This window comes from Streptomyces colonosanans, assembly GCF_001866645.1.
Taxonomy (GTDB): Bacteria; Actinomycetota; Actinomycetes; order Streptomycetales; family Streptomycetaceae; genus Streptomyces; species Streptomyces colonosanans.
Window position 1 is genome coordinate 66934 of the sequence record NZ_MLYP01000027.1, and the last position, 17861, is coordinate 84794.

The following is a 17861-nucleotide window of genomic DNA, read 5'->3' on the forward strand; positions in this document are numbered from 1 at the left end:
TCCTTCTTCTCATTCGTCACTTGACGGTGTGTCACCAGCGCCCTCCTGAGTTGTGAATGCCGGGGCAGCATCAAGACCGCGACCAGGGCCGCCACCGCATGCCTTACCCTCACCGCCGACTCCCCCACCGCAGGCTGGTGTCAGCCGTGCGTGGGCACACCCGGCACTGCCCCTGCAGGTCACCATGCACCGCCCACCCACCGAAGCGTCGGCCGGTGCCCGCCCGTGTTGGCCATGCACACGCTGGGATGACACCCCGCAACCGCCGCGGCTTGTTGCCACCCGCCTTTCGCAGGGCTCGCCGCCTGTGTCACACGAGGCCGGCTGCCGCGGCACACCTGACGCTTCGTCATCGAGGCGTTCATGTGCGGCACATCGACATTCCGGAGAGCGCACTCGTATTGCGGCGGACCTCGCACTGCTGGTGCTGATGGGGTGCTGCCGACCGGGTTACTTTTCGGCCTGGAGGCACTCGGAGGGAGTACGAGCTGGGGCACATGTCGTGTCTTACAGTGCTTTGAGCTGATGATCGGGTTGAAGTAATGACGTTGCTACCGCGATTCCACTGTGCCGGCGTGGTGCCGGCCTTCGCGGTGGCGACGAAAGGACTACCTCTGATGCGAGTGACCCGGACCATGTTCGCCTCCGCGGCGGTTGCCGCGGCCGTCGCGTTTTCCGCTCCCGCCGCGCATCCCGTGTCGGTGGGTGAGCTTCGGGCTTCGAACGGCGGTACTTCCTACGTCAGCGAGGGGCACGACAGGCACAAGGGTGGGGAGCACTCCGACCACGACGAGCGATCCGCCTCCGAGGAAGAGCACGGCCGTCACTTCGGCGAGCACCACGGGAAGCGGCATCCGCAAGGCGGCGTACGCGCCGGCGGCGGCGCCCTGGCCATGGCCAAGACCGAAGACGGCGACGACTCGAGCGAGGAGGAGCGCGAGAAGCACGAAGCCAAGAAGGACGCCCAGGAAGAGGAGCGCCTGGAGCGCGACGCCAAGAAGGACGCCCGGGAAGAAGAGCGCCAGGAGCACGCCGCCCAGAAGGACGCCCAGGAAGAGGAGCGCCAGGAGCACGCCGCCAAGAAGGACGGCCAGGAAGAGGAGCAGTCCGGCTCCGAGGAAGAGCACGGCCGTCACTTCCGCAAGCACCACGAGAAGCAGCATCCGCGCGGCGGCGTACGCGCCGGCGGCGGCGCCCTGGCCATGGCCAAGACCGAAGACGGCGACGACTCGAGCGAGGAGGAGAGCCAGGAACCTGCCGGCCAGGAGGAGGAGCAGTCCGGCTCCGAGGAAGAGCACGGCCGTCACTTCGGCAAGCACCACGAGAAGCAGCATCCGCGCGGCGGCGTGCGCGCCGGCGGCGGCGGGTTGGCGCAGTCCGGCAACGGTCTGGCCGCGGGTTCGGTGCTGCTGCTTGGCGGTCTCGGGGTGGGTGCCTACATGCTGCGCCGTCGGCGCGCGTCGAACGGCGCGACGGCCTGATCGGTTGGCGCTCGCCGGTTGCTGTGCGGTCGCGGCCGCTGTCGCCCTGGGAAGGGCGCCGGCGGCCGCGACCGCGCCGCCGGAGTTGGCTGCTTGTCAGTCTGCTGGCGTCTGACCGCCACCCCAGTTGATGAAAGGCATTGTCTGATGGCCCTCTCACAGCCGGCCCCGCCGGATCAGCCCCCGAGCAGACCGGTGCCCCGCGTTGTCAGCCGTGCTCTGGTGTGGCCGGCCGCGGCCGTAGGACTGGGCGCTCTGCTCATCCACAACTCACTGGCAGGCTCGGCGGATCCGACGCCACCGGCCCCGCCCGCAGCCGTCGCGCCTCCCGCGGCCGTCGCTTCCGCGAAGCCCCAGCCGAATGCGCCGACGCGTGCTGCGAGGAAGGGTCTGTCGCGGTCGAAGCCGAAGAGGATCGTGATTCCGCAGATCGCGGTGAATGCACCGTTCACCCGGCTCTCCGTGGGCGCCTCGGGGCAGTTGAACGCGCCACCCGCGAAGAACCCGAACCTGGTGGGCTGGTACAAGGACGGTGCCTCCCCCGGTGAGCGGGGGACGTCGATCGTGGTGGGGCATGTCGACACCAAGACCGGACCGGCGGTGTTCGTGCTGCTCCGCACCCTCAGGCCGGGCAGCAAGGTGGACATCACCCGCGCGGACGGCTCCGTCGCCGACTTCACCGTCGATTCCGTCGAAACCTTCAGCAAGGCCTCCTTCCCCGACGCCCGGGTCTACGGCAACGCTCGCACCCCTCAACTGCGGTTGATCACCTGCGGCGGGAACTACAACCGCCGCGTCCACGACTACGAGTCCAATGTGGTGGTGTTCGCCCATCTCGACTCGATCAGGCGCTCCTGACGTCCCCGCCGCAGCAGGCTTCGGGGCGGCGCCTGCGCCGCCCCGAAGCACTTCTGGAAGACCGTGGCCGGCCACAGCAGGTACCCGCCTCCGCAGTGGACCGGCGCCGCGTGTCCGGGCCCACGCCTCGTGAGCGTGCTACTCGCAGCTTCCGGCGAACGTCTCCCGGGAGACCACGTCGGTGTCGGCCGCCGTGGTGTCGAGCCAGGCCACACGCTGACCGTCACCGAGGGAGGGGGCCAGCTGAGCACCGGAGGAGCAGGAGACCCGGCTGAAGGCGTCGACGCCCGCGACGACGTCGGCGGTCTTGGCGACCTTCACCTTGCCCGGTCCGTTCCAGGAACCGAGAGCACCCCAGAGGTCGTACGTCGAGTAGGCGAAGTAGTCGTCGGTGACCGAGAACTGGGCCAGGTAGGTGCTGGTGGGGTAGCGCAGCTTCGCCGCCTTGCTCAGATCGCCCAGCGGGGCGGAGACGAAGCTGGTGCTGGGGATCAGGAACCCGCCGTCCTCCCGCCAGAAGACCCGGTCGGAGGTGAGCTGGATGTCGCCGAGGGTGTTGAAGAGCCAGCCGCTGATCCGCTTGCTCTGAGTGGTGCCGGTGGCGATGTCGTAGACAGTGAGGTACGTGTTGTCGGCGCCGCCGGCCCAGGCGATCGTGCCGTGCTTCATCGTCAGGCGGGCGGCCCTGGTGCCCGGTTCGGGTGTCACGTTGACCGTGGTGCCGTCGGCCTTGCGCAGCATGACGTCCTGTTCGCCGTCGGCGCCGGTGCTGATGTAGGCGAGGTTGCCGTGGTCGGTGACCGGCTCGGTCTCGTCGGCGTTCGCATGGTCGACGAGTTTCTTGATCGCGCCTTGGCCCTTGTTGCCCGCCGTGTAGATGCCGATGCCGTCGGCACTGACCCGGGTGAAGACGATCCGCTGGTCGTCGAGGGACGGGTCGAGCAAGTACGCGTCGTCGACGGTGAGTTCGTGCCCTGACTTGCCGTTCTGCTCGCTGAAGCGGCCGACGGTGATGCCGAAGCGGGCCGATCCCGCGCCCCATGCGACCGCGTCGCCGTGGCCGATGGCGTAGACGTCGCCGTTGATCTGCGCGGCCTGTTCGTCGATACCGCCGTGGACCTCGTAGGCGGGCAGCACGTGGGAGGCGATGGTGGTGCCGTCGTGCGAGCCGCCCTTCTGCTCCCAGTCCCGCTCGATGCCATGGCCGTCGAAGGCCTTGCCGATGACGGCGAGGTCGTTCTCGGAGACCTTCAGGGACTTGGCGGCGAGGGTGACCGCGTTACGCATGTCGGTGAAGCCGGACAGCGGCGTGAGGTAGTCCTGCGCCGCCCGGTAGACGATGCGGTCCGCGAGCTGCGGGTCGAGGTTCTTGCGGATGTCCCACAGCGCGCCGCCGACGATGGTGGAGTTGGCGTGCACACCGCCGTTGTCGATGTCGAGCGTGATGGGCTTGTAGTCCTTCTGCGCGTTGCGGCCGTCGTTCAGGTCGCGCAGGGCGCACTCCCTCGGCGACTTGGTGCCGTTGCAGAGGTACTCGCCGACGAGACCGGAGTCCGGGTCGCTCATGGCGACGCCCTTGTCGGCGGTCTCCATGGCGTTGCCGAAGTAGTCGGATATCGCCTCGTTGAGGGCGCCCGACTGGTTGAGGTAGACGAGCCCTGCGGAGTGTTCGGTGACGCCGTGCGTCATCTCGTGGCCCACGACGTCCAGCGCCACCGACAGCGGAACGCCCTTCATGTGGCCGTAGACCATCTTGTCGCCGTCCCAGAACGCGTTCGCATAGTCCTGGCCGTTGCTGGCGACATTGACCACGGAGTGGATGGAGCCGCCCTTGCCGTCGATGCCGTCACGGCCGATCCGGTCCTTGTAGAACTCGTAGACCTTGGCGGCGTTGATGTGCGCGTCGACCGCGCCGGAGGCGGTGTTCGCGTCGTCGAAGCGGCTGGTCGCGGACGTCGCCAGCGGGATGTCGTCGGTGACCGGCCCACCGGCGACGAGCTTGTAGCTCTTGCGCTGCGCGTCGTACGTCCGGATCTGCCCGCCGGTCCCGGCGTACATGGGACGCGTGGAGTCGACCAGCGTGTACGAGCCGTCCGCCTCCTTGTTGACGTCCAGCTTCGCTTCGCTGCCGTCGACGCGTACGCCTGTTCCCTGTGCGGGCGACACGTCGGCGGCGTCGACGTTGTTGTACGAGAGGGCGACACCACCCACGCGTGCGTCGATGTACACCTCCTGGCGCACCGGGCTGCCGTCGGGTCTGGCGCCGGTGACGGTGAAGTGCCATGCCAGCACGCCACCGCGTGCGTCGGGCAGGACGACGAGACCGTGCTTACCGGGCTTCGCGCCCCCGACCGACCGCAGATGCGCGTCGAGGACGAACATGCGCTGCTCGGCGACGGCCTCGGACACCTTGGGAGCGGTGGACACGGTGAGGTCCGTGTAGAGGGTGCCGGTCGCAGAAGTGACCTGCTGGCCGCCGTCGGCGGCCTGGGTCTGCACCGCGTACTGGGCGCCGAAGACCGGAACGCCGCGGTGCTCCTGCTGGAAGCGCACCGAGGTCTGGGTGCCGTTCTTGGTGCTCCTCAGCAGCTTCAGGTCCGACACGGGACCTTGTACGTCTTCTGGTGATCCTTCAGGTGGGCTCGCGCCGCCTGGGCCGGACTGCCCGCGCGGGCGGAGGTGTCCAGGCCCTGCGTCATCGCGGGCGCGACCGGCACCGGGCCGGTCCCGGTCGCGGCCGCACCGATCTCCCCGCCCTACGCCCAGGCCGGAGCGGCCAGCAGCGCCGAGCCGACGGCGGCTGCGGCCACACCCGTGGCCAGGATCCGCCGGAACCGTTGTGTCCTCACAACATCCTCCCCATCGCACGCACATGCGAGAGCCGAGGGCTCTCGTGATCAACGGGCTCGATGGTTCGGTAAGACAGGTTCCGCATACAAGAGACGGGGAGTGACGCAAAACCGCCACGGCGTGAACACGCCTCACGGAGGGGGTCGGGCCGCCCGGCGAGGCGCCCCCGCCGTGGAGCTCTCCTGCCCGCCGGACCCTCGTCCATCCGGCCCGGGACGGCCGCCTGCCGACTGTTGCCGGACGACCTCGAGCGGGATCAGGTGCGCCTCTACGCCACCCCACGCCGACGAAGGAGCAGCCACAACTGCGCTGTGACGTCCGGGTCGGCGAGATCGACCTCCAGCAGTGCTTCGCACCGGGCGATGCGATGCCGGAGCGTGTTGCGATGGACGCCGAGTGAACGGGAGGCCGCCTCCCACTGGCCGTGATGGCGCAGGTAGTCGACGAGAGTCTGGCGCTGGGTCTCGGTCAACCGGTCCGAAGCTTCGGCCAAACGCGCGGCGAGACCGGCGTTGTACGGTCCCGCGGACGCAGACGCCAGCAGTCGCGTCCCCGATGCGAGGCCGCCCAGTGTCGCGGCGACGACCGCTCGAACCGCCGCCGTCTGCTCGACCGGGACCACATCCGACAGGACAGCCGCCGTCTTGGGATCGGCCCGCCGTACGGCGTCCTCCAGACGCGTGGTCGGTGGATGGTCCGCAGGGATCAGAAACCAGGCCGTGTGACGGTCGGTCTGGAGGGCGATCGTCTCGGGACACCAACCGCGCACCGCTGTGGTGAGGATGTCGCTCTGCCGGCCTCGCAGGGCGAGGAGACGCACGTGGTCCGGTGGGCTCGGTGCCCGCACCGCACCCGCGAGCCGCCGCGCCGCCTCCACATATCCGAAATCAACCAGCAGCCCGACGCAGCGTTGCCCTTCGTCGGCCACGGATTCAGCGCGGGAGCGCCTCACGGAATCCAGGCTCAGCAAGGCTGACGCTGTCAGCACCGCCCTCCGCCGCGTGGAATCCAGCGGTGCGGACGTGCCGACCGCGAGGAACCCGGCGGCTTGCTCCCGCACCGCCAGCGGGAACACGATCACCGCCGCCGAGCCGGTGGAGAACGAGGCCGCGGAGTGCGCGCCGGCGCCCTCCAGCCGCACGATCTCCCGCCTCACCCGCTCGGCCTCCGCGGCGGCCGAGGCGGGAACCACCTGGTCGATCTCACCGGTCGGCGAGAACGCCGCCGCCCACGCGTCGAGCGACCGGCTCAGGGTGCGCAGCACCATGGTGACCGGATCCACGGACGCCGCCGCGTCGACCAGTGCTCGCTGCGTCGCCAGGACGTCCTTGAGGTGTTGCTCGGCCGAGCGGGACACGGCGGCCCAGTAAGCCTTCGTGATGCGAAGGAACGGGGTGGGCGCAGGGACCAGGAGCAGGGGGAGGTCGAGCTTTCGGCAGGCGGCCAGGAGCGGCGCCGGGATCTCGGTGTGCACGGGGCCGAGCCCGAGGGCCAACGCGCTCAGCCCTGCCTCCGCCAGCCGGCCGACGTAGCGTTCGCAGCCGAGCTTGTTCCTGGGAAGGGACAGGCCCGTCGTCAGCAGCAGCTCGCCGCCCGTCAGGTAGCCGGTCGGGTCGAGCAGCTCGCTGATGTGCACGGCGGACACTTCCCGTGCCGGCACGGTGAATCCCGGGGCCGGCGTGAGGTCCTTTCCCAGAGTCCTGCACAGCGAGGCAACCGTCGGAACCGCCACGAAGCCCTCCTGTGCGATCTGTCCAATCAAGGACTGTGGAGGTGCATTTTATCCAATGAGGAATCCGTGCGTTCTCCGTACCGTCGTGCCGTCCCGAGTGAACGGAGAAGGTCATGCCCCAGCCCGAGCAACGGCGCAACCTCGAGACCCTGCGACGCGCTGACCGTCCTTGAGCGGCAGGAAAGGACGTGCGATGAAGACGACCACGAGCTATCGGCCCTACGACGGCCGGCCGGTCGGCACGGTCGAGGACACGCCCCCGGACGTCGTACGCGCCGTGGTGGAACAAGCGGCGCAGGCGGCCCCGGCGGTGGCCGCTGTCTCGCCCGAGCGGCGGCGCACATGGCTGCGTGCTGTCGCGGACGGCTTGGAGAGCCATGCCGAGGAACTGGTAGCGCTCGCCGACGAGGAGACCGGGCTCGGGGCGGTGCGGCTGACATCGGAACTGGCGCGCACCGCCGGCCAGCTTCGCTTCTACGGCGACGTGGCGGCGGAGGGGTCGTATCTGGGGGTCACCGTCGACGAGGCCACCGCGACGTCCCCCCGTCTCGTCCGGGTCAACCAACCGGTCGGGCCGGTCGCGGTGTTCGGGGCGAGCAATTTCCCGTTCGCCTTCTCCGTGCTCGGCAACGACACCGCCTCCGCCCTCGCGGCCGGCTGCCCGGTCGTGGTGAAAGCGCACCCGGCACACGTGACGCTCAGCCTGCGCCTGGCGCAGGTCGCCGGGCAGGCACTCCGCGAGGCCGGTGCTCCCGACGGAACCTTCGCACTGGTGACCGGTAGGCAGGCAGGGACGAACCTGGTCCGCGCGGAGGGCATCGCCGCGGTGGCGTTCACCGGTTCCCAGGCCGGCGGACTGGCACTGTGGCGCCTGGCGAACGAACGTGAACGCGTGATCCCGGTCTACGCCGAGATGGGCACCGTCAACCCCGTCGTCGTCACCCGGGCCGCGGCCTCACGGATCGACGACGTCGCGAGCGGCTTCGTCGGATCGTTCACGCTGGGCTGGGGGCAGTTCTGCACCAAACCGGGTCTGCTGCTGGTTCCCGCGGGGCACGATGCCGCACGGATCGTCGGTGACGCACTGGCGCAGGCCGCACCGCAGCCGGTGATGCTGACCGAGGAGATCGCCGCCTCGGTCGAGCGCGGTCTTCCCGACCTGGTGACGGCAGGCGCCTCCCTCGTACGCAGCGTCCCCGGCACGGGAAACGGCTGGGGTGCGCCGGCCGCGGTCCTTTCGGCGCCGATCAGCGCGCTGCGCAAGGGCAGCCGGCTCCTGGAGGAGTGCTTCGGAGCCGTCGCGGTGGTCGTCGAGTACGCCGACGACCGGGAACTGCGCTCTGCACTCGCAACGCTCCAGGGCAGTCTGGCGGGCACCGTCGTGACCGGCGACGACACCGACCCCGACGCCCCCCGGCTGGTGGAGGCACTCACCCGGACCGTGGGCCGGGTCACCGTGAACGACTGGCCGACCGGCGTCGCCTACACCTGGGCCCAGCACCACGGTGGCCCCTGGCCCGCCACGTCGAACGCCGCTGCCACCTCTGTGGGAGCAGCCGCCCTGGACCGGTTCGTCAGACCCGTGACCTACCAGTCCGCACCGGATGCGTGGGTGCCCCCCGCGGCACGCACCGACAACCCGTGGAACCTCCCGCGACGCGTCGACGGACGACGTGAGGGCCAGCGGGGAGGACGATGATGCCGCTGCCGCTCGACGGTGTCGTCGTCGCCGACTTCAGCCGCGTCCTGGCGGGCCCGCTCGCCTCGGTGATGCTGGCGGACCTGGGGGCCACCGTGATCAAGGTGGAGCGCCCTGGTTCCGGCGACGACACCCGTACGTGGGGTCCCCCCTGGACCGCCGACTCCAGCAGCTACTTCGAGTGCGCCAACCGGTCGAAGCGGTCGGTGACCCTCGACCTGAACGACGCCGAAGACCTCCGGCTGGCCCGGACGCTGGCCGACCGCGCCGACGTTCTGGTGGAGAACTTCAAGGACGGAGCACTCGCCGGACGGGGACTCGGCTACGACTCGGTCCGCCGGACCAACCCGCGCATCGTGTACTGCTCGGTGACCGGCTTCGGCAGCCGCGGCGGTGCGGCACTGGCGGGCTACGACTTCCTCGTCCAGGCCGTGGGCGGGCTGATGAGCATCACCGGCGACCCGGACGCCGACCCGACGAAGGCCGGCGTGGCCCTGGTCGACGTACTGACGGCCAAGGACGCCACCATCGGCATCCTCGCGGCGCTCCAGGCCCGTGAGCGCACCGGTGAGGGCCAACACGTCGAGGTCAACCTGCTGTCCACGCTGCTCGGTTCGCTCGCCAATCAGGCCTCGGCGTACCTCGCTACGGGTCAAGCCCCGGGACGGATGGGCAACCGGCACCCCTCGATCGCGCCGTACGAAACACTGCGCTGCAAGGACGACCTGCTCGCCGTCGCCTGCGGGAACGACGGGCAGTTCCGCCGGCTCGCCGAGGTGGTGCAGTCACCGGGTCTGGCCGACGACGAACGCTTCGCAACGAATCCGGCCCGGGTGGCCAACCGCCCGGAACTCGTCCGAGCGCTCGAGGAGCGCCTCGCGCGCGACACCGCGGAGGCATGGGCGCAGCGGCTCACCGCCGTCGGTGTACCCGCGGGGAAAGTCGGCGACCTCGCCGCCGGCATCGCACTGGCCCAGTCGCTCGGCCTCGAGCCGACCGTCTCGGTCGGACCCTCCTCACCACCTCAGATCCGGCACCCCATCACCTATTCGGCAACCCCGGTCACCAGCTACCGGCCACCACCTCGTCTCGGCGAACACAATGCCGACATCCGCCGCTGGCTCACCGAGCCCTCACAGGAGAAGAACTCATGAATTCCCCGGCCCGACTGCCCTCGCTCGACCCCCGCGACCCTGCCGGTCTGAACGACCTCCTCACCCCCGACGAGAAGGCCGTCGCCTCCTCGGTACGCCAGCTCTGCGCCCAGTTGACCGACCCCTACGTGGCCGACTGGTTCGAACGGGGAACCATCCCCGACATCCGCGGCCTGACCAAGGAGCTCGGAGCTCTGGGCGTGCTCGGCATGCATCTGGAGGGTTACGGCTGTGCCGGCATGTCGGCCACCGAGTACGGAGTGGCCTGTCTCGAACTGGAGGCCACCGACTCCGGCATCCGCTCCCTGGTCTCCGTGCAGGGCTCACTGGCGATGTTCGCGATCTGGAAGTGGGGCAGCGAGGAGCAGAAGCAGCGCTGGCTTCCGTCGATGGCCGCCGGCGAGGCGATCGGCTGCTTCGGCCTCACCGAGCCCGACGTCGGCTCCGACCCGGGCAACATGCGCACCCGGGCGCGACGCGACGGCGACGACTGGGTCCTCGACGGCCGCAAGATGTGGATCACCAACGGCAGCGTGGCCGACGTGGCCGTGGTGTGGGCACAGACCGACGACGGCGTACGCGGCTTCGTGGTGCCCACCGACACTCCGGGCTTCTCGGCCCCGGAGATCAAGCACAAGCTCTCCCTGCGCGCGTCCGTCACCAGCGAACTGGTCCTCGACGCGGTACGCCTTCCCGCAGACGCCGTCTTCCCCGAGGTCCGCGGCCTCAAGGGCCCCCTCAGCTGCCTCAACGAAGCCCGCTACGGCATCGTCTGGGGAGCGATGGGCGCGGCCCGGTCCTCGCTGCACGCCGCCCAGTCCTACGCCATGGAGCGGACCCAGTTCGGCAAGCCGATCGGGGCGTTCCAGCTGACGCAGCAGAAGCTCGCGGACATGTACCTGGAGTACACCAAGGGCGTACTGCTGGCTCTCCACCTGGGCCGGCGCAAGGACGCCGGTACGCTGCGGCCCGAACAGGTGAGTCTGGGCAAGCTCAACAACGTCCGCGAGGCACTGGACATCTGCCGCACCGCCCGCACCGTTCTCGGGGCCAACGGCATCTCCCTGGAGTACCCGGTGATCCGGCACATGAACAACCTGGAGTCCGTGCTGACCTACGAAGGAACCGTCGAGATGCACACGCTCGTCGTCGGTCAGGCGGTCACCGGGCAGCCGGCCTTTCGCTGAGCACCTGCGCAGCCGGGCCGCTCAGGTGTCCGGCCGCGGACGTGCCGTGAGGAGTCTGCGGGTGGCCGAGCCGCTCACCGGCCACCCGGAGACTCACAGCAGCACTTCAGCTGTGATGGGCAGTTCGCGGATCCGGCGGCCGGTGGCATGGAAGACCGCGTTGGTGAGGGCGGGCGCGACGCCGATGTGGACGAGCTCGCCGAGCCCCTTGACACCGATGGGGTCGGCCTCGCGGTCCTCACCCTCCAGATAGATCGCCCGCAGGTCGGGGACATCGGCGTTGACGGGGACAAGGTAGTCGGCGAGGTTGGCGTTGACGATCCGGCCGTCGCGGTGGTCGGTGACCGTGTGCTCCAGCAGGGCCGTGCCGATGCCGCCCACGATGCCGCCCAATGCCTGGCTGTCCGCCAGCTTGGGGCTGATGATCCGGCCGGCGTCGTAGACGCCGAGCACCCGCCGCACCCGCACCAGCCCGAGGCGGGCGTCCACGGCGACCTCGGCGAACGTCGCGCCGTAGGCGTACAGCGAGAACCGCTCCGGCCCCGACGGCGGCTCGAAGGAGCCGACCGTCTCGAGGTGGGTGCGCTCGTTGCGGGAGAGCAGCCGCTGGTACGTCTCTCCGCGTGCGGGATTGTCTTTCAGGTGCAGCCGGCCGCCGCGCACGACGACGTCGCCGGGGTTCGCGCCGTGCAGAGGGGATCGCACGTCCTCGACAGCGAGCTTGATCGCCTGCCGCCGCACCGTGTCTGAGCCGGCCTGGACGGCGGAGCCGACGCTTGCCATGGTCATGGAGCCACTGTGCGGAGGAGTCGGCGGCATGAGGGTGTCGCCGAGCCGAAAGGTGACGTTGCGCAGGGCCAGGCCCAGGGCGTCGGCGGCGACCTGGGTCATGGAGGTGTAGGTACCGGGGCCCATGTCGCTGGTCGCGGCCTCGACCAGGGCAGTGCCGTCGGCATCCAGCCGCACGCGGGCCTTGGCCGCCTTGCGGACGGTCTCGTAGACACCGGCGGCCATGCCGGTGCCTATCAGCCAGTCACCGTCGCGGGTGGAGCGGGGCTCGGGGTTGCGGCGCTGCCACCCGAACTCACGGGCACCGGTGGTGTAGCACTCGCGCAGGCGGCGGGTGGAGAACGGCAGGCCAGTGGACTCGTCAGCGGCTGGTTCATTGCGCCGACGCAGTTCGACGGGGTCGATGCCCAGGTGGTGGGCGAGTTCGTCCATCGCCGACTCGATGACGTGAGCGGCGGTGGCGAAGCCGGGACCGCGCATGTACAGCGGCGTGTTCACATCCAGCGGCACCCTCCGGTACGCCTGGCGGACGTTCGGCATGCTGTAGAGCATCTGCCCCGCTGCCAGGACGTCCTCCTGGAAGTCCTCGTAGGTCGAGGTCTCCGCCTTGATGTCGTGGACCATCGCGGTCAGTCGGCCGCGCCGGTCGCTGCCCAGACGCACGCCGCACTCGTACGCGGGCCGGTAACCCGTACCGAAGTACATCTGCCTGCGCGTCAGCGCGAGCTTGACCGGGCGGCCCGCCACGCGGGCGGCGAGGGCCGCGATGGTGACGTGCGGCCAGGCCCTCAGGCCGCTGCCGAATGCGCCACCGACGAACGGCGAGATGACCCGCACAGCGTCCCGCGGGATGCCGAAGACGGCAGCGAGTTCCGTCTGCGTGCCACCGACCCACTGGGTCTTGTCCCACACGGTGAGCCTGTTGCCGTCCCAGCGGGCGATGGTGGCGTGCGGCTCCATCGCGTTCTGGTGGGTGCGGGCGGTCCGGTACGTCATCTCCAGGCGTACCGCGGCGGACCGCATGGCCTTGTCCGCGTCGCCGCGCGCGTAAGTCACAGGGTCGTGCGCCGGGGCCCTGGCCAGGTCGGTCGAAGGCCGCTCGGCGTCGTAGCGGACCTGTACCAGGCTCGCCCCGTGCTGGGCGGCCTCCAGCGTGGTGGCCAGCACGACGGCGACCGGCTGCCCGTGGAAGTGGACCTTGTCGTCCTGGAAGACGTGCAGCCGCTCACCGGGCGGGTTGTTGGAGCTCCCGTTCTCGCGATAGGCGAGTTTGGGTGCATTGAGGTGGCTGATGACCTTCAGGACGCCGGGTTGGGCGAGGGCGGCTCGGGTATCGACGCCGGTGATGCGGCCACGGCCGACACTGCTGTCGACGACGACCGCGTGCACCACCGTGTCGACGTGATGTTCGGCGGCATACTTCGCTTTGCCGGTGACCTTCAGCCGCCCGTCCACCCGGGACAGCGGCGCGCCGACGGCTGACTGCGGCTGGGGACTCACCGAGTACCTCCTAGGGTGCGCAGCTGGCGCTCGACGGTGCGCCCCAGCAGCTCGACCTTGAAACGGTTGTGCGCAAGGGGACGGGCTCCGTCCGCTGCCCGCGCGGCTGCGTCGGCCCACAGGGCTGCTGAGGGGCGTTCGCCGATGAGGCGCTGTTCGACGGCGGGCAGCTTCCACGGCACGGTGCCCACGCCTCCGGCGGCGACCTTGGCCTCGCGGATCACCCCGCCCCGCAGGTGCAGCGCGATGGCCGCCGAGGCCAGGGCGAACTCGTAGCTCTGCCGGTCGCGCACCTTCAGGTAGCCCGACTTCAGCGGACGCGGATGAGCCGGGATCTCCACCGCAGTGATCAGTTCGCCTGGCCGAAGGGCTTGTTCACGTTGCGGGGTGTCTCCCGGCCGCAACAGGAACTCGACGATGGGGACACCGCGCTCGCCGTCCGGACCCAGCAGGTGGACAACAGCCTCCAGCGCCGCGAAGGCCACAGCGACATCGGAGGGGTGGGTGGCCACACAGTGGTCGGAGGTGCCCAGGATCGCGTGACTGCGGTTGAAGCCGTGCAGTGCGGCGCATCCCGAGCCCGGTTCACGCTTGTTGCACGCGGCGGTCACGTCCCGGAAGTACGTGCAACGGGTGCGCTGCATGATGTTGCCGCCGATGGTGGCCATGTTCCGCAGTTGTGCGGAGGCGCCCAGCTGAAGCGCCTCGGATATCACAGGATAGGAGCGACGCACCACGGGGTGGGTGGCGGTCTCGGCCATCCGTGCGAGTGCACCGATGCGCAGGCCCCCGCGCTCGGTGACCGTGATCTCGCGCAGCGGCAGGGCACTGATGTCGACAAGGGCGTGGGGGCGTTCGACGGTCTCGCGCATGAGGTCGACAAGAGTGGTGCCACCGGCGACGTACCGACCCCCGCGCCGGCCCGCCTGGAGTGCCTCACGGGTGTCGGAGACTTTGGTGAACGAGAAGGGGTACATGGAGACCGTCCCTCACTTGCCGCCCGCGGCCCGCTCGACCGCTCGGACGATTTTCACGTAGCAGCCACAGCGGCAGATGTTGCCGCTCATCCACTCCCGGATCTCCTCCTCGGAGCCGGTGTGGCCCTCCTGGATACAGCCGATGCCCGACATGATCTGGCCGGGGGTGCAGTAGCCGCACTGGAACGCGTCCTCATCGATGAACGCCTGCTGCAGCGGATGCAGACGATCGCCGTCGGCCAGGCCCTCGATGGTGGTGATCTCGGCGCCTTCCAGGCGCACCGCCAAGGTCAGGCAGGAGTTGACCCGGTGGCCGTCGGCCAGGACAGTGCAGGCGCCGCAGGCACCTGCATCGCACCCCTTCTTGGAGCCGGTCAACCCGAGGTGTTCACGCAGCAGGTCGAGGAGCGAGGTCCGGTTGTCGATCGTGACCGTGTGCCGCTTGCGGTTGACGGTCAGGGTGACGCGACTGGTGGGCGCGGCCTCGGCTGCGGCCGTCTCCTCGGCTCCGGGCGGAGGCTGCGCCGTGACCAGGCCGCCCGCCACGGCCGCGCCACCGACCGCGGTGGTCGTCACGATGAATGTGCGCCGGGATGGCCCCGGCGGGGAAGCGGAGGGGGGATGAGCAACTGGTTCGTTGAGTTCAGTGGACATCGCGTGCGCTTTCGAATCGGCGGATGGTCGATGGCCTGGTTCGTCGGCGTTCCCTCCTGTCGTGTGGCGGACATGCCGCCACAGCACGGGGAAATCCTCGGCTCGCCGAGATACCCGAGCGGGCCGTGAGGGAGTCGGGCACCGCCGCTTGGCGCATGTGAGGAAGAGCCTCGCGTTCTCTCCCTGGTCATCGGCATCCCGGGAAGAGACTCCGCCCTGGCGCGGCCGCCAGGGCGGAGGACAGGACAGGGGTGCGACGACAGCCGCTGACATGCGGCAACGACTACCGCAACCAACAATGCGGTAGCCCACTCCCGGGCTCAACCTGAGCCACGGACACGGCCAGGCGTCCACCGAGCCGGACAGCTGAGCGTAGGTAAGCCGTAGGGGTCCTCCTCGGCCGTGAACGGCTGAGGGGACACCTGTGGCGGATCCGGCCGTCGGGGTGAACGGTGCCGGCGGCCCGACCGAGAGTCGTCGACAAGGCTGCCAATCCAGGCGAGTTAGAAGATAGTGGCCATATGGGCATCTGGGAAAAACGTAGTGACATGGTGGTATATGACGTGGAACCCTTCAACGCCGAACCACCCCCGGGCGCGCTCCTGGACCACATCACCCCTCTGGACACCTTCTACGGCCGCAATCACGGGCCGATCCCCCGCATCGATGCGGGGAACTGGCGACTGCGGGTGGACGGCCTGGTCGATCGCCCCCTTGAGCTGTCGATGGACGACCTGCGGCATCGCTTCCCCCAGCGGACCGTGGTGGCGACCCTGCAGTGCGCAGGCAACCGGCGCGCCGATCTGATGCGGTTCCGCGACATCCCCGGCCAGCAGCCCTGGGGCCCGGGAGCCACCTCCACCGCACGCTGGAGCGGAGTGAGCCTGGCAAAGGTGCTGGCCGAGGCCGGACTGCAGGGCCACGCGGCGCACATTGCCTTCACCGGCGCCGACGTGTCACAGGAGGCCGACCCTCCACAACCGTTCGGCGCCTCCATCCCGACGGCGAAAGCCACCTCCGAGGAAGTGCTTCTGGCCTGGGCCATGAACGACCAGGCACTGCCCACCGCACACGGCGCCCCGCTGCGCGTGGTCGTCCCGGGCTGGATCGGAGCCCGCAGCGTCAAATGGCTCCAGCGCATCACCGCCCAGGCTCAACCGACCGACAACTACTTCCAGACCGGTTACAGCGTCCTGCCTCCCGAGGCCGACCCGCACAACACCGAACCCGGCGAAGGCATCACCCTGGGCCCCATCACCATCCACTGCGCCATCCTGCAACCCGAGTACGGCGCACAGGTGCCGGCCGGGCCCACCCACGTCACCGGCTTCGCTCTCGCCGGGGACGACCGGACCGTGGCCCGCGTGGATGTGTCCGGCGACGGCGGCAGCACCTGGATTCGCGCCGATCTGGACGCGCCGGAGAACCCATGGACGTGGCAGCACTGGCGCGCCACCCTCACGCTGCCCGCAGGCGGGACGGAACTGGTCGCCCGGGCCTGGGACTCCACCGCAGCGGTCCAGCCGGAGTCACCGGCGACCGTGTGGAACCCGAGGGGGTACGCCAACACGTCCTGGGCCCGGCTGTACGTGACATGTCACCGTTGAATCCAGTGGCCCCGGCCGGAGTGTCCGTGCCCTGCGGTTCGTCCACCGCGCAACAGCCGCGCCGATCCTGATCCGTACGGCGTCGGCGCAACCGCGTCCGGGACGAGCCGCTCCGCGTCTTCCGGCTGCCGTGCGGCAGGATGGAGCCATGAGCGTAGTCAAGATCAATGTACTGACCGTCCCCGCCGAGCAGCGAGAGACGCTCGAGAAGCGGTTCGCCTCCCGCGCCCATGCCGTGGAGAACTCCGACGGGTTCGAGTGGTTCGAACTCCCGAGGCCTCTCGAAGGCACCGACAACTACCTCGTCTACACACGGTGGCGTGACGAGGAGTCCTTCCAGGCGTGGATGGAGGGCCCCATGAAGGCGGCCCACCAAGGTGGTGGCGCGGAGAGCGGTGAGCGCCCCAAGCCGGCCGCGAGCGGGTCGACTCTGTGGTCCTTCGAGGTCGTGCAGCAGGCGGCGCCGAAGAGCGCGTAGCGCGCGGACACGTGTCGCCGGCGCCGGGCCGCGAGAGCCTCGCGGCCCGGCGTGGACACCGGCGAGGCACGTGCGGCCTCGCCCGGACTGCGCGCACCGGGCGAGGGATTCACGCTGGGCGGCGCAGCAGTTCCAGTCGGGTGGCCGCACTCTCCAGCAGCATGTCCAGCGCCGCCGGATAGGCGCTGGTGACCATGCGGGTGGCGAGGAGGGGCGCGGCCTCGGCGATGCGCGGGTGGGTCGCCGCCGGCAGTCGGGCGTACGTCGAGCGCCACATGTCCTCGTCGGCACGCAACGCGGCGCTGGGCAGGGCCAGGGAGGCGGCGTCCAGCGCGGCGAAGGCCAGCGTCTGGTCGATGAAGGCGTGGTAGATCTGCACCGTTTCGGGCAACGGGAACCCGGCTGTGCGCAGCACTTCCAGGACCGCCTCGTCCGCTGCCAGCTCGTTCGCCCGGCCGGTGACGCGGCTGGTGGTCAGTTGGGCCGCCTGCGGATGGGCGACGTAAGCCGCGTGAATGCGCAGCCCGATGGCCCGCAGGTCGGCCCGCCACTCCCCCGTCGGCTCCCAGCCGTGCAGAGCCTGTCCGATGAGGGCGTCGCCGATGGCGAGGGTGAGGTCGTCCATGCCGCGGAAGTAGCGGTAGAGCGTGCTGGGGTCGCAGTCGAGCGCCGTGCCCAGGCGCCGCGCGGTGAGCCCGGAGCTGCCGTGCTCGCGCAGCATCCGCAGCGCGGTCTGGACGATCAGGCTCTCTGACAGCACGGTGCCGCTCTTGGTGGGACGGCGCCGTCGCCGCTTCTCCTCGGGCACGACTTGCTTCGGCATCACGGCCTCCTCGTCCCAACTTTATGCCAACTGTATTGACCTTACGCCCTCGGAGGTTTCCCGCTGACATGG

Annotated in this window: 13 protein-coding genes; 7 read left to right on the forward strand and 6 right to left on the reverse strand. The window is 69.9% G+C overall.

The features are described 5' to 3' along the window. Positions 1 to 617: 617 nt before the first annotated feature. Both BIV24_RS10490 and BIV24_RS10495 read left to right on the forward strand, forming a co-directional pair. Positions 618 to 1481, forward strand: a complete 864-nt coding sequence (locus BIV24_RS10490) for a hypothetical protein (protein WP_071365961.1) — start codon at positions 618 to 620, stop codon at positions 1479 to 1481. A 147-nt stretch (positions 1482 to 1628) separates the two neighbouring features. Beyond that, positions 1629 to 2339: a class F sortase gene (locus BIV24_RS10495; protein WP_071365962.1), complete on the forward strand. Its 711-nt coding sequence runs from the start codon at positions 1629 to 1631 to the stop codon at positions 2337 to 2339. A gap of 138 nt (positions 2340 to 2477) precedes the next feature. On the opposite strand, the gene BIV24_RS10500 is transcribed toward BIV24_RS10495, so the two are convergent. Further along, a complete protein-coding gene (locus tag BIV24_RS10500) occupies positions 2478 to 4943 on the reverse strand; it encodes a M4 family metallopeptidase (protein ID WP_071365963.1) in 2466 nt (821 codons plus the stop codon). A gap of 514 nt (positions 4944 to 5457) precedes the next feature. Beyond that, a complete protein-coding gene (locus BIV24_RS10505; protein ID WP_218149296.1) occupies positions 5458 to 6849 on the reverse strand; it encodes a PucR family transcriptional regulator ligand-binding domain-containing protein in 1392 nt (463 codons plus the stop codon). 265 nt (positions 6850 to 7114) lie between these two features. Here BIV24_RS10505 and BIV24_RS10510 point away from each other — a divergent pair, with 265 nt between their 5' ends. The 3 genes from BIV24_RS10510 to BIV24_RS10520 are packed head-to-tail and all read left to right on the forward strand — an operon-like array spanning position 7115 to position 10961. Further along, the gene (locus BIV24_RS10510) at positions 7115 to 8620 is read left to right on the forward strand and encodes an aldehyde dehydrogenase family protein (RefSeq protein ID WP_079168141.1); all 1506 of its coding nucleotides are present in this window, start codon (positions 7115 to 7117) and stop codon (positions 8618 to 8620) included. Continuing rightward, complete coding sequence (locus tag BIV24_RS10515) at positions 8620 to 9774, forward strand: CaiB/BaiF CoA transferase family protein (RefSeq protein WP_071365965.1); 1155 nt, start codon at positions 8620 to 8622, stop codon at positions 9772 to 9774. Before BIV24_RS10510 ends, BIV24_RS10515 begins: the two co-directional genes overlap by 1 nt. Next, complete coding sequence (locus BIV24_RS10520) at positions 9771 to 10961, forward strand: acyl-CoA dehydrogenase family protein (RefSeq protein ID WP_071365966.1); 1191 nt, start codon at positions 9771 to 9773, stop codon at positions 10959 to 10961. The genes BIV24_RS10515 and BIV24_RS10520 overlap by 4 nt, the downstream gene beginning before the upstream one ends. A gap of 93 nt (positions 10962 to 11054) precedes the next feature. Here the strand turns inward: BIV24_RS10520 and BIV24_RS10525 are convergent, their stop codons facing one another. Genes BIV24_RS10525 through BIV24_RS10535 form a run of 3 tightly spaced genes read right to left on the reverse strand, consistent with a single transcriptional unit; the run spans position 11055 to position 14881 of the window. Next, positions 11055 to 13250: a xanthine dehydrogenase family protein molybdopterin-binding subunit gene (locus tag BIV24_RS10525; protein WP_071365967.1), complete on the reverse strand. Its 2196-nt coding sequence runs from the start codon at positions 13248 to 13250 to the stop codon at positions 11055 to 11057. Continuing rightward, a complete protein-coding gene (locus BIV24_RS10530; protein ID WP_071365968.1) occupies positions 13247 to 14227 on the reverse strand; it encodes an FAD binding domain-containing protein in 981 nt (326 codons plus the stop codon). The genes BIV24_RS10525 and BIV24_RS10530 overlap by 4 nt, the downstream gene beginning before the upstream one ends. Positions 14228 to 14239: 12 nt before the next feature. Beyond that, a complete protein-coding gene (locus tag BIV24_RS10535) occupies positions 14240 to 14881 on the reverse strand; it encodes a (2Fe-2S)-binding protein (protein WP_071365969.1) in 642 nt (213 codons plus the stop codon). Between the two features lie 548 nt (positions 14882 to 15429). Here BIV24_RS10535 and BIV24_RS10540 point away from each other — a divergent pair. Then, on the forward strand, positions 15430 to 16488 hold the full coding sequence (locus tag BIV24_RS10540; RefSeq protein WP_245766743.1) for a sulfite oxidase: 1059 nt from the start codon (positions 15430 to 15432) through the stop codon (positions 16486 to 16488). A gap of 148 nt (positions 16489 to 16636) precedes the next feature. Continuing rightward, a complete protein-coding gene (locus BIV24_RS10545; protein WP_071365970.1) occupies positions 16637 to 16966 on the forward strand; it encodes an antibiotic biosynthesis monooxygenase family protein in 330 nt (109 codons plus the stop codon). A 109-nt stretch (positions 16967 to 17075) separates the two neighbouring features. On the opposite strand, the gene BIV24_RS10550 is transcribed toward BIV24_RS10545, so the two are convergent. After that, complete coding sequence (locus tag BIV24_RS10550; protein ID WP_071365971.1) at positions 17076 to 17789, reverse strand: TetR/AcrR family transcriptional regulator; 714 nt, start codon at positions 17787 to 17789, stop codon at positions 17076 to 17078. Positions 17790 to 17861: the final 72 nt, after the last annotated feature.

Excerpts from the sequence above, each read along its gene's own strand:
- BIV24_RS10490 (WP_071365961.1), top strand. The coding sequence starts at position 618 with ATGCGAGTGACCCGGACCATGTTCGCCTCCGCGGCGGTTGCCGCGGCC.
- BIV24_RS10495 (WP_071365962.1), top strand. The coding sequence starts at position 1,629 with ATGGCCCTCTCACAGCCGGCCCCGCCGGATCAGCCCCCGAGCAGACCG.
- BIV24_RS10510 (WP_079168141.1), top strand. The coding sequence starts at position 7,115 with ATGAAGACGACCACGAGCTATCGGCCCTACGACGGCCGGCCGGTCGGC.
- BIV24_RS10515 (WP_071365965.1), top strand. The coding sequence starts at position 8,620 with ATGCCGCTGCCGCTCGACGGTGTCGTCGTCGCCGACTTCAGCCGCGTC.
- BIV24_RS10520 (WP_071365966.1), top strand. The coding sequence starts at position 9,771 with ATGAATTCCCCGGCCCGACTGCCCTCGCTCGACCCCCGCGACCCTGCC.
- BIV24_RS10530 (WP_071365968.1), bottom strand. The coding sequence starts at position 14,227 with ATGTACCCCTTCTCGTTCACCAAAGTCTCCGACACCCGTGAGGCACTC.
- BIV24_RS10535 (WP_071365969.1), bottom strand. The coding sequence starts at position 14,881 with ATGTCCACTGAACTCAACGAACCAGTTGCTCATCCCCCCTCCGCTTCC.
- BIV24_RS10540 (WP_245766743.1), top strand. The coding sequence starts at position 15,430 with ATGGTGGTATATGACGTGGAACCCTTCAACGCCGAACCACCCCCGGGC.
- BIV24_RS10545 (WP_071365970.1), top strand. The coding sequence starts at position 16,637 with ATGAGCGTAGTCAAGATCAATGTACTGACCGTCCCCGCCGAGCAGCGA.
- BIV24_RS10550 (WP_071365971.1), bottom strand. The coding sequence starts at position 17,789 with ATGCCGAAGCAAGTCGTGCCCGAGGAGAAGCGGCGACGGCGCCGTCCC.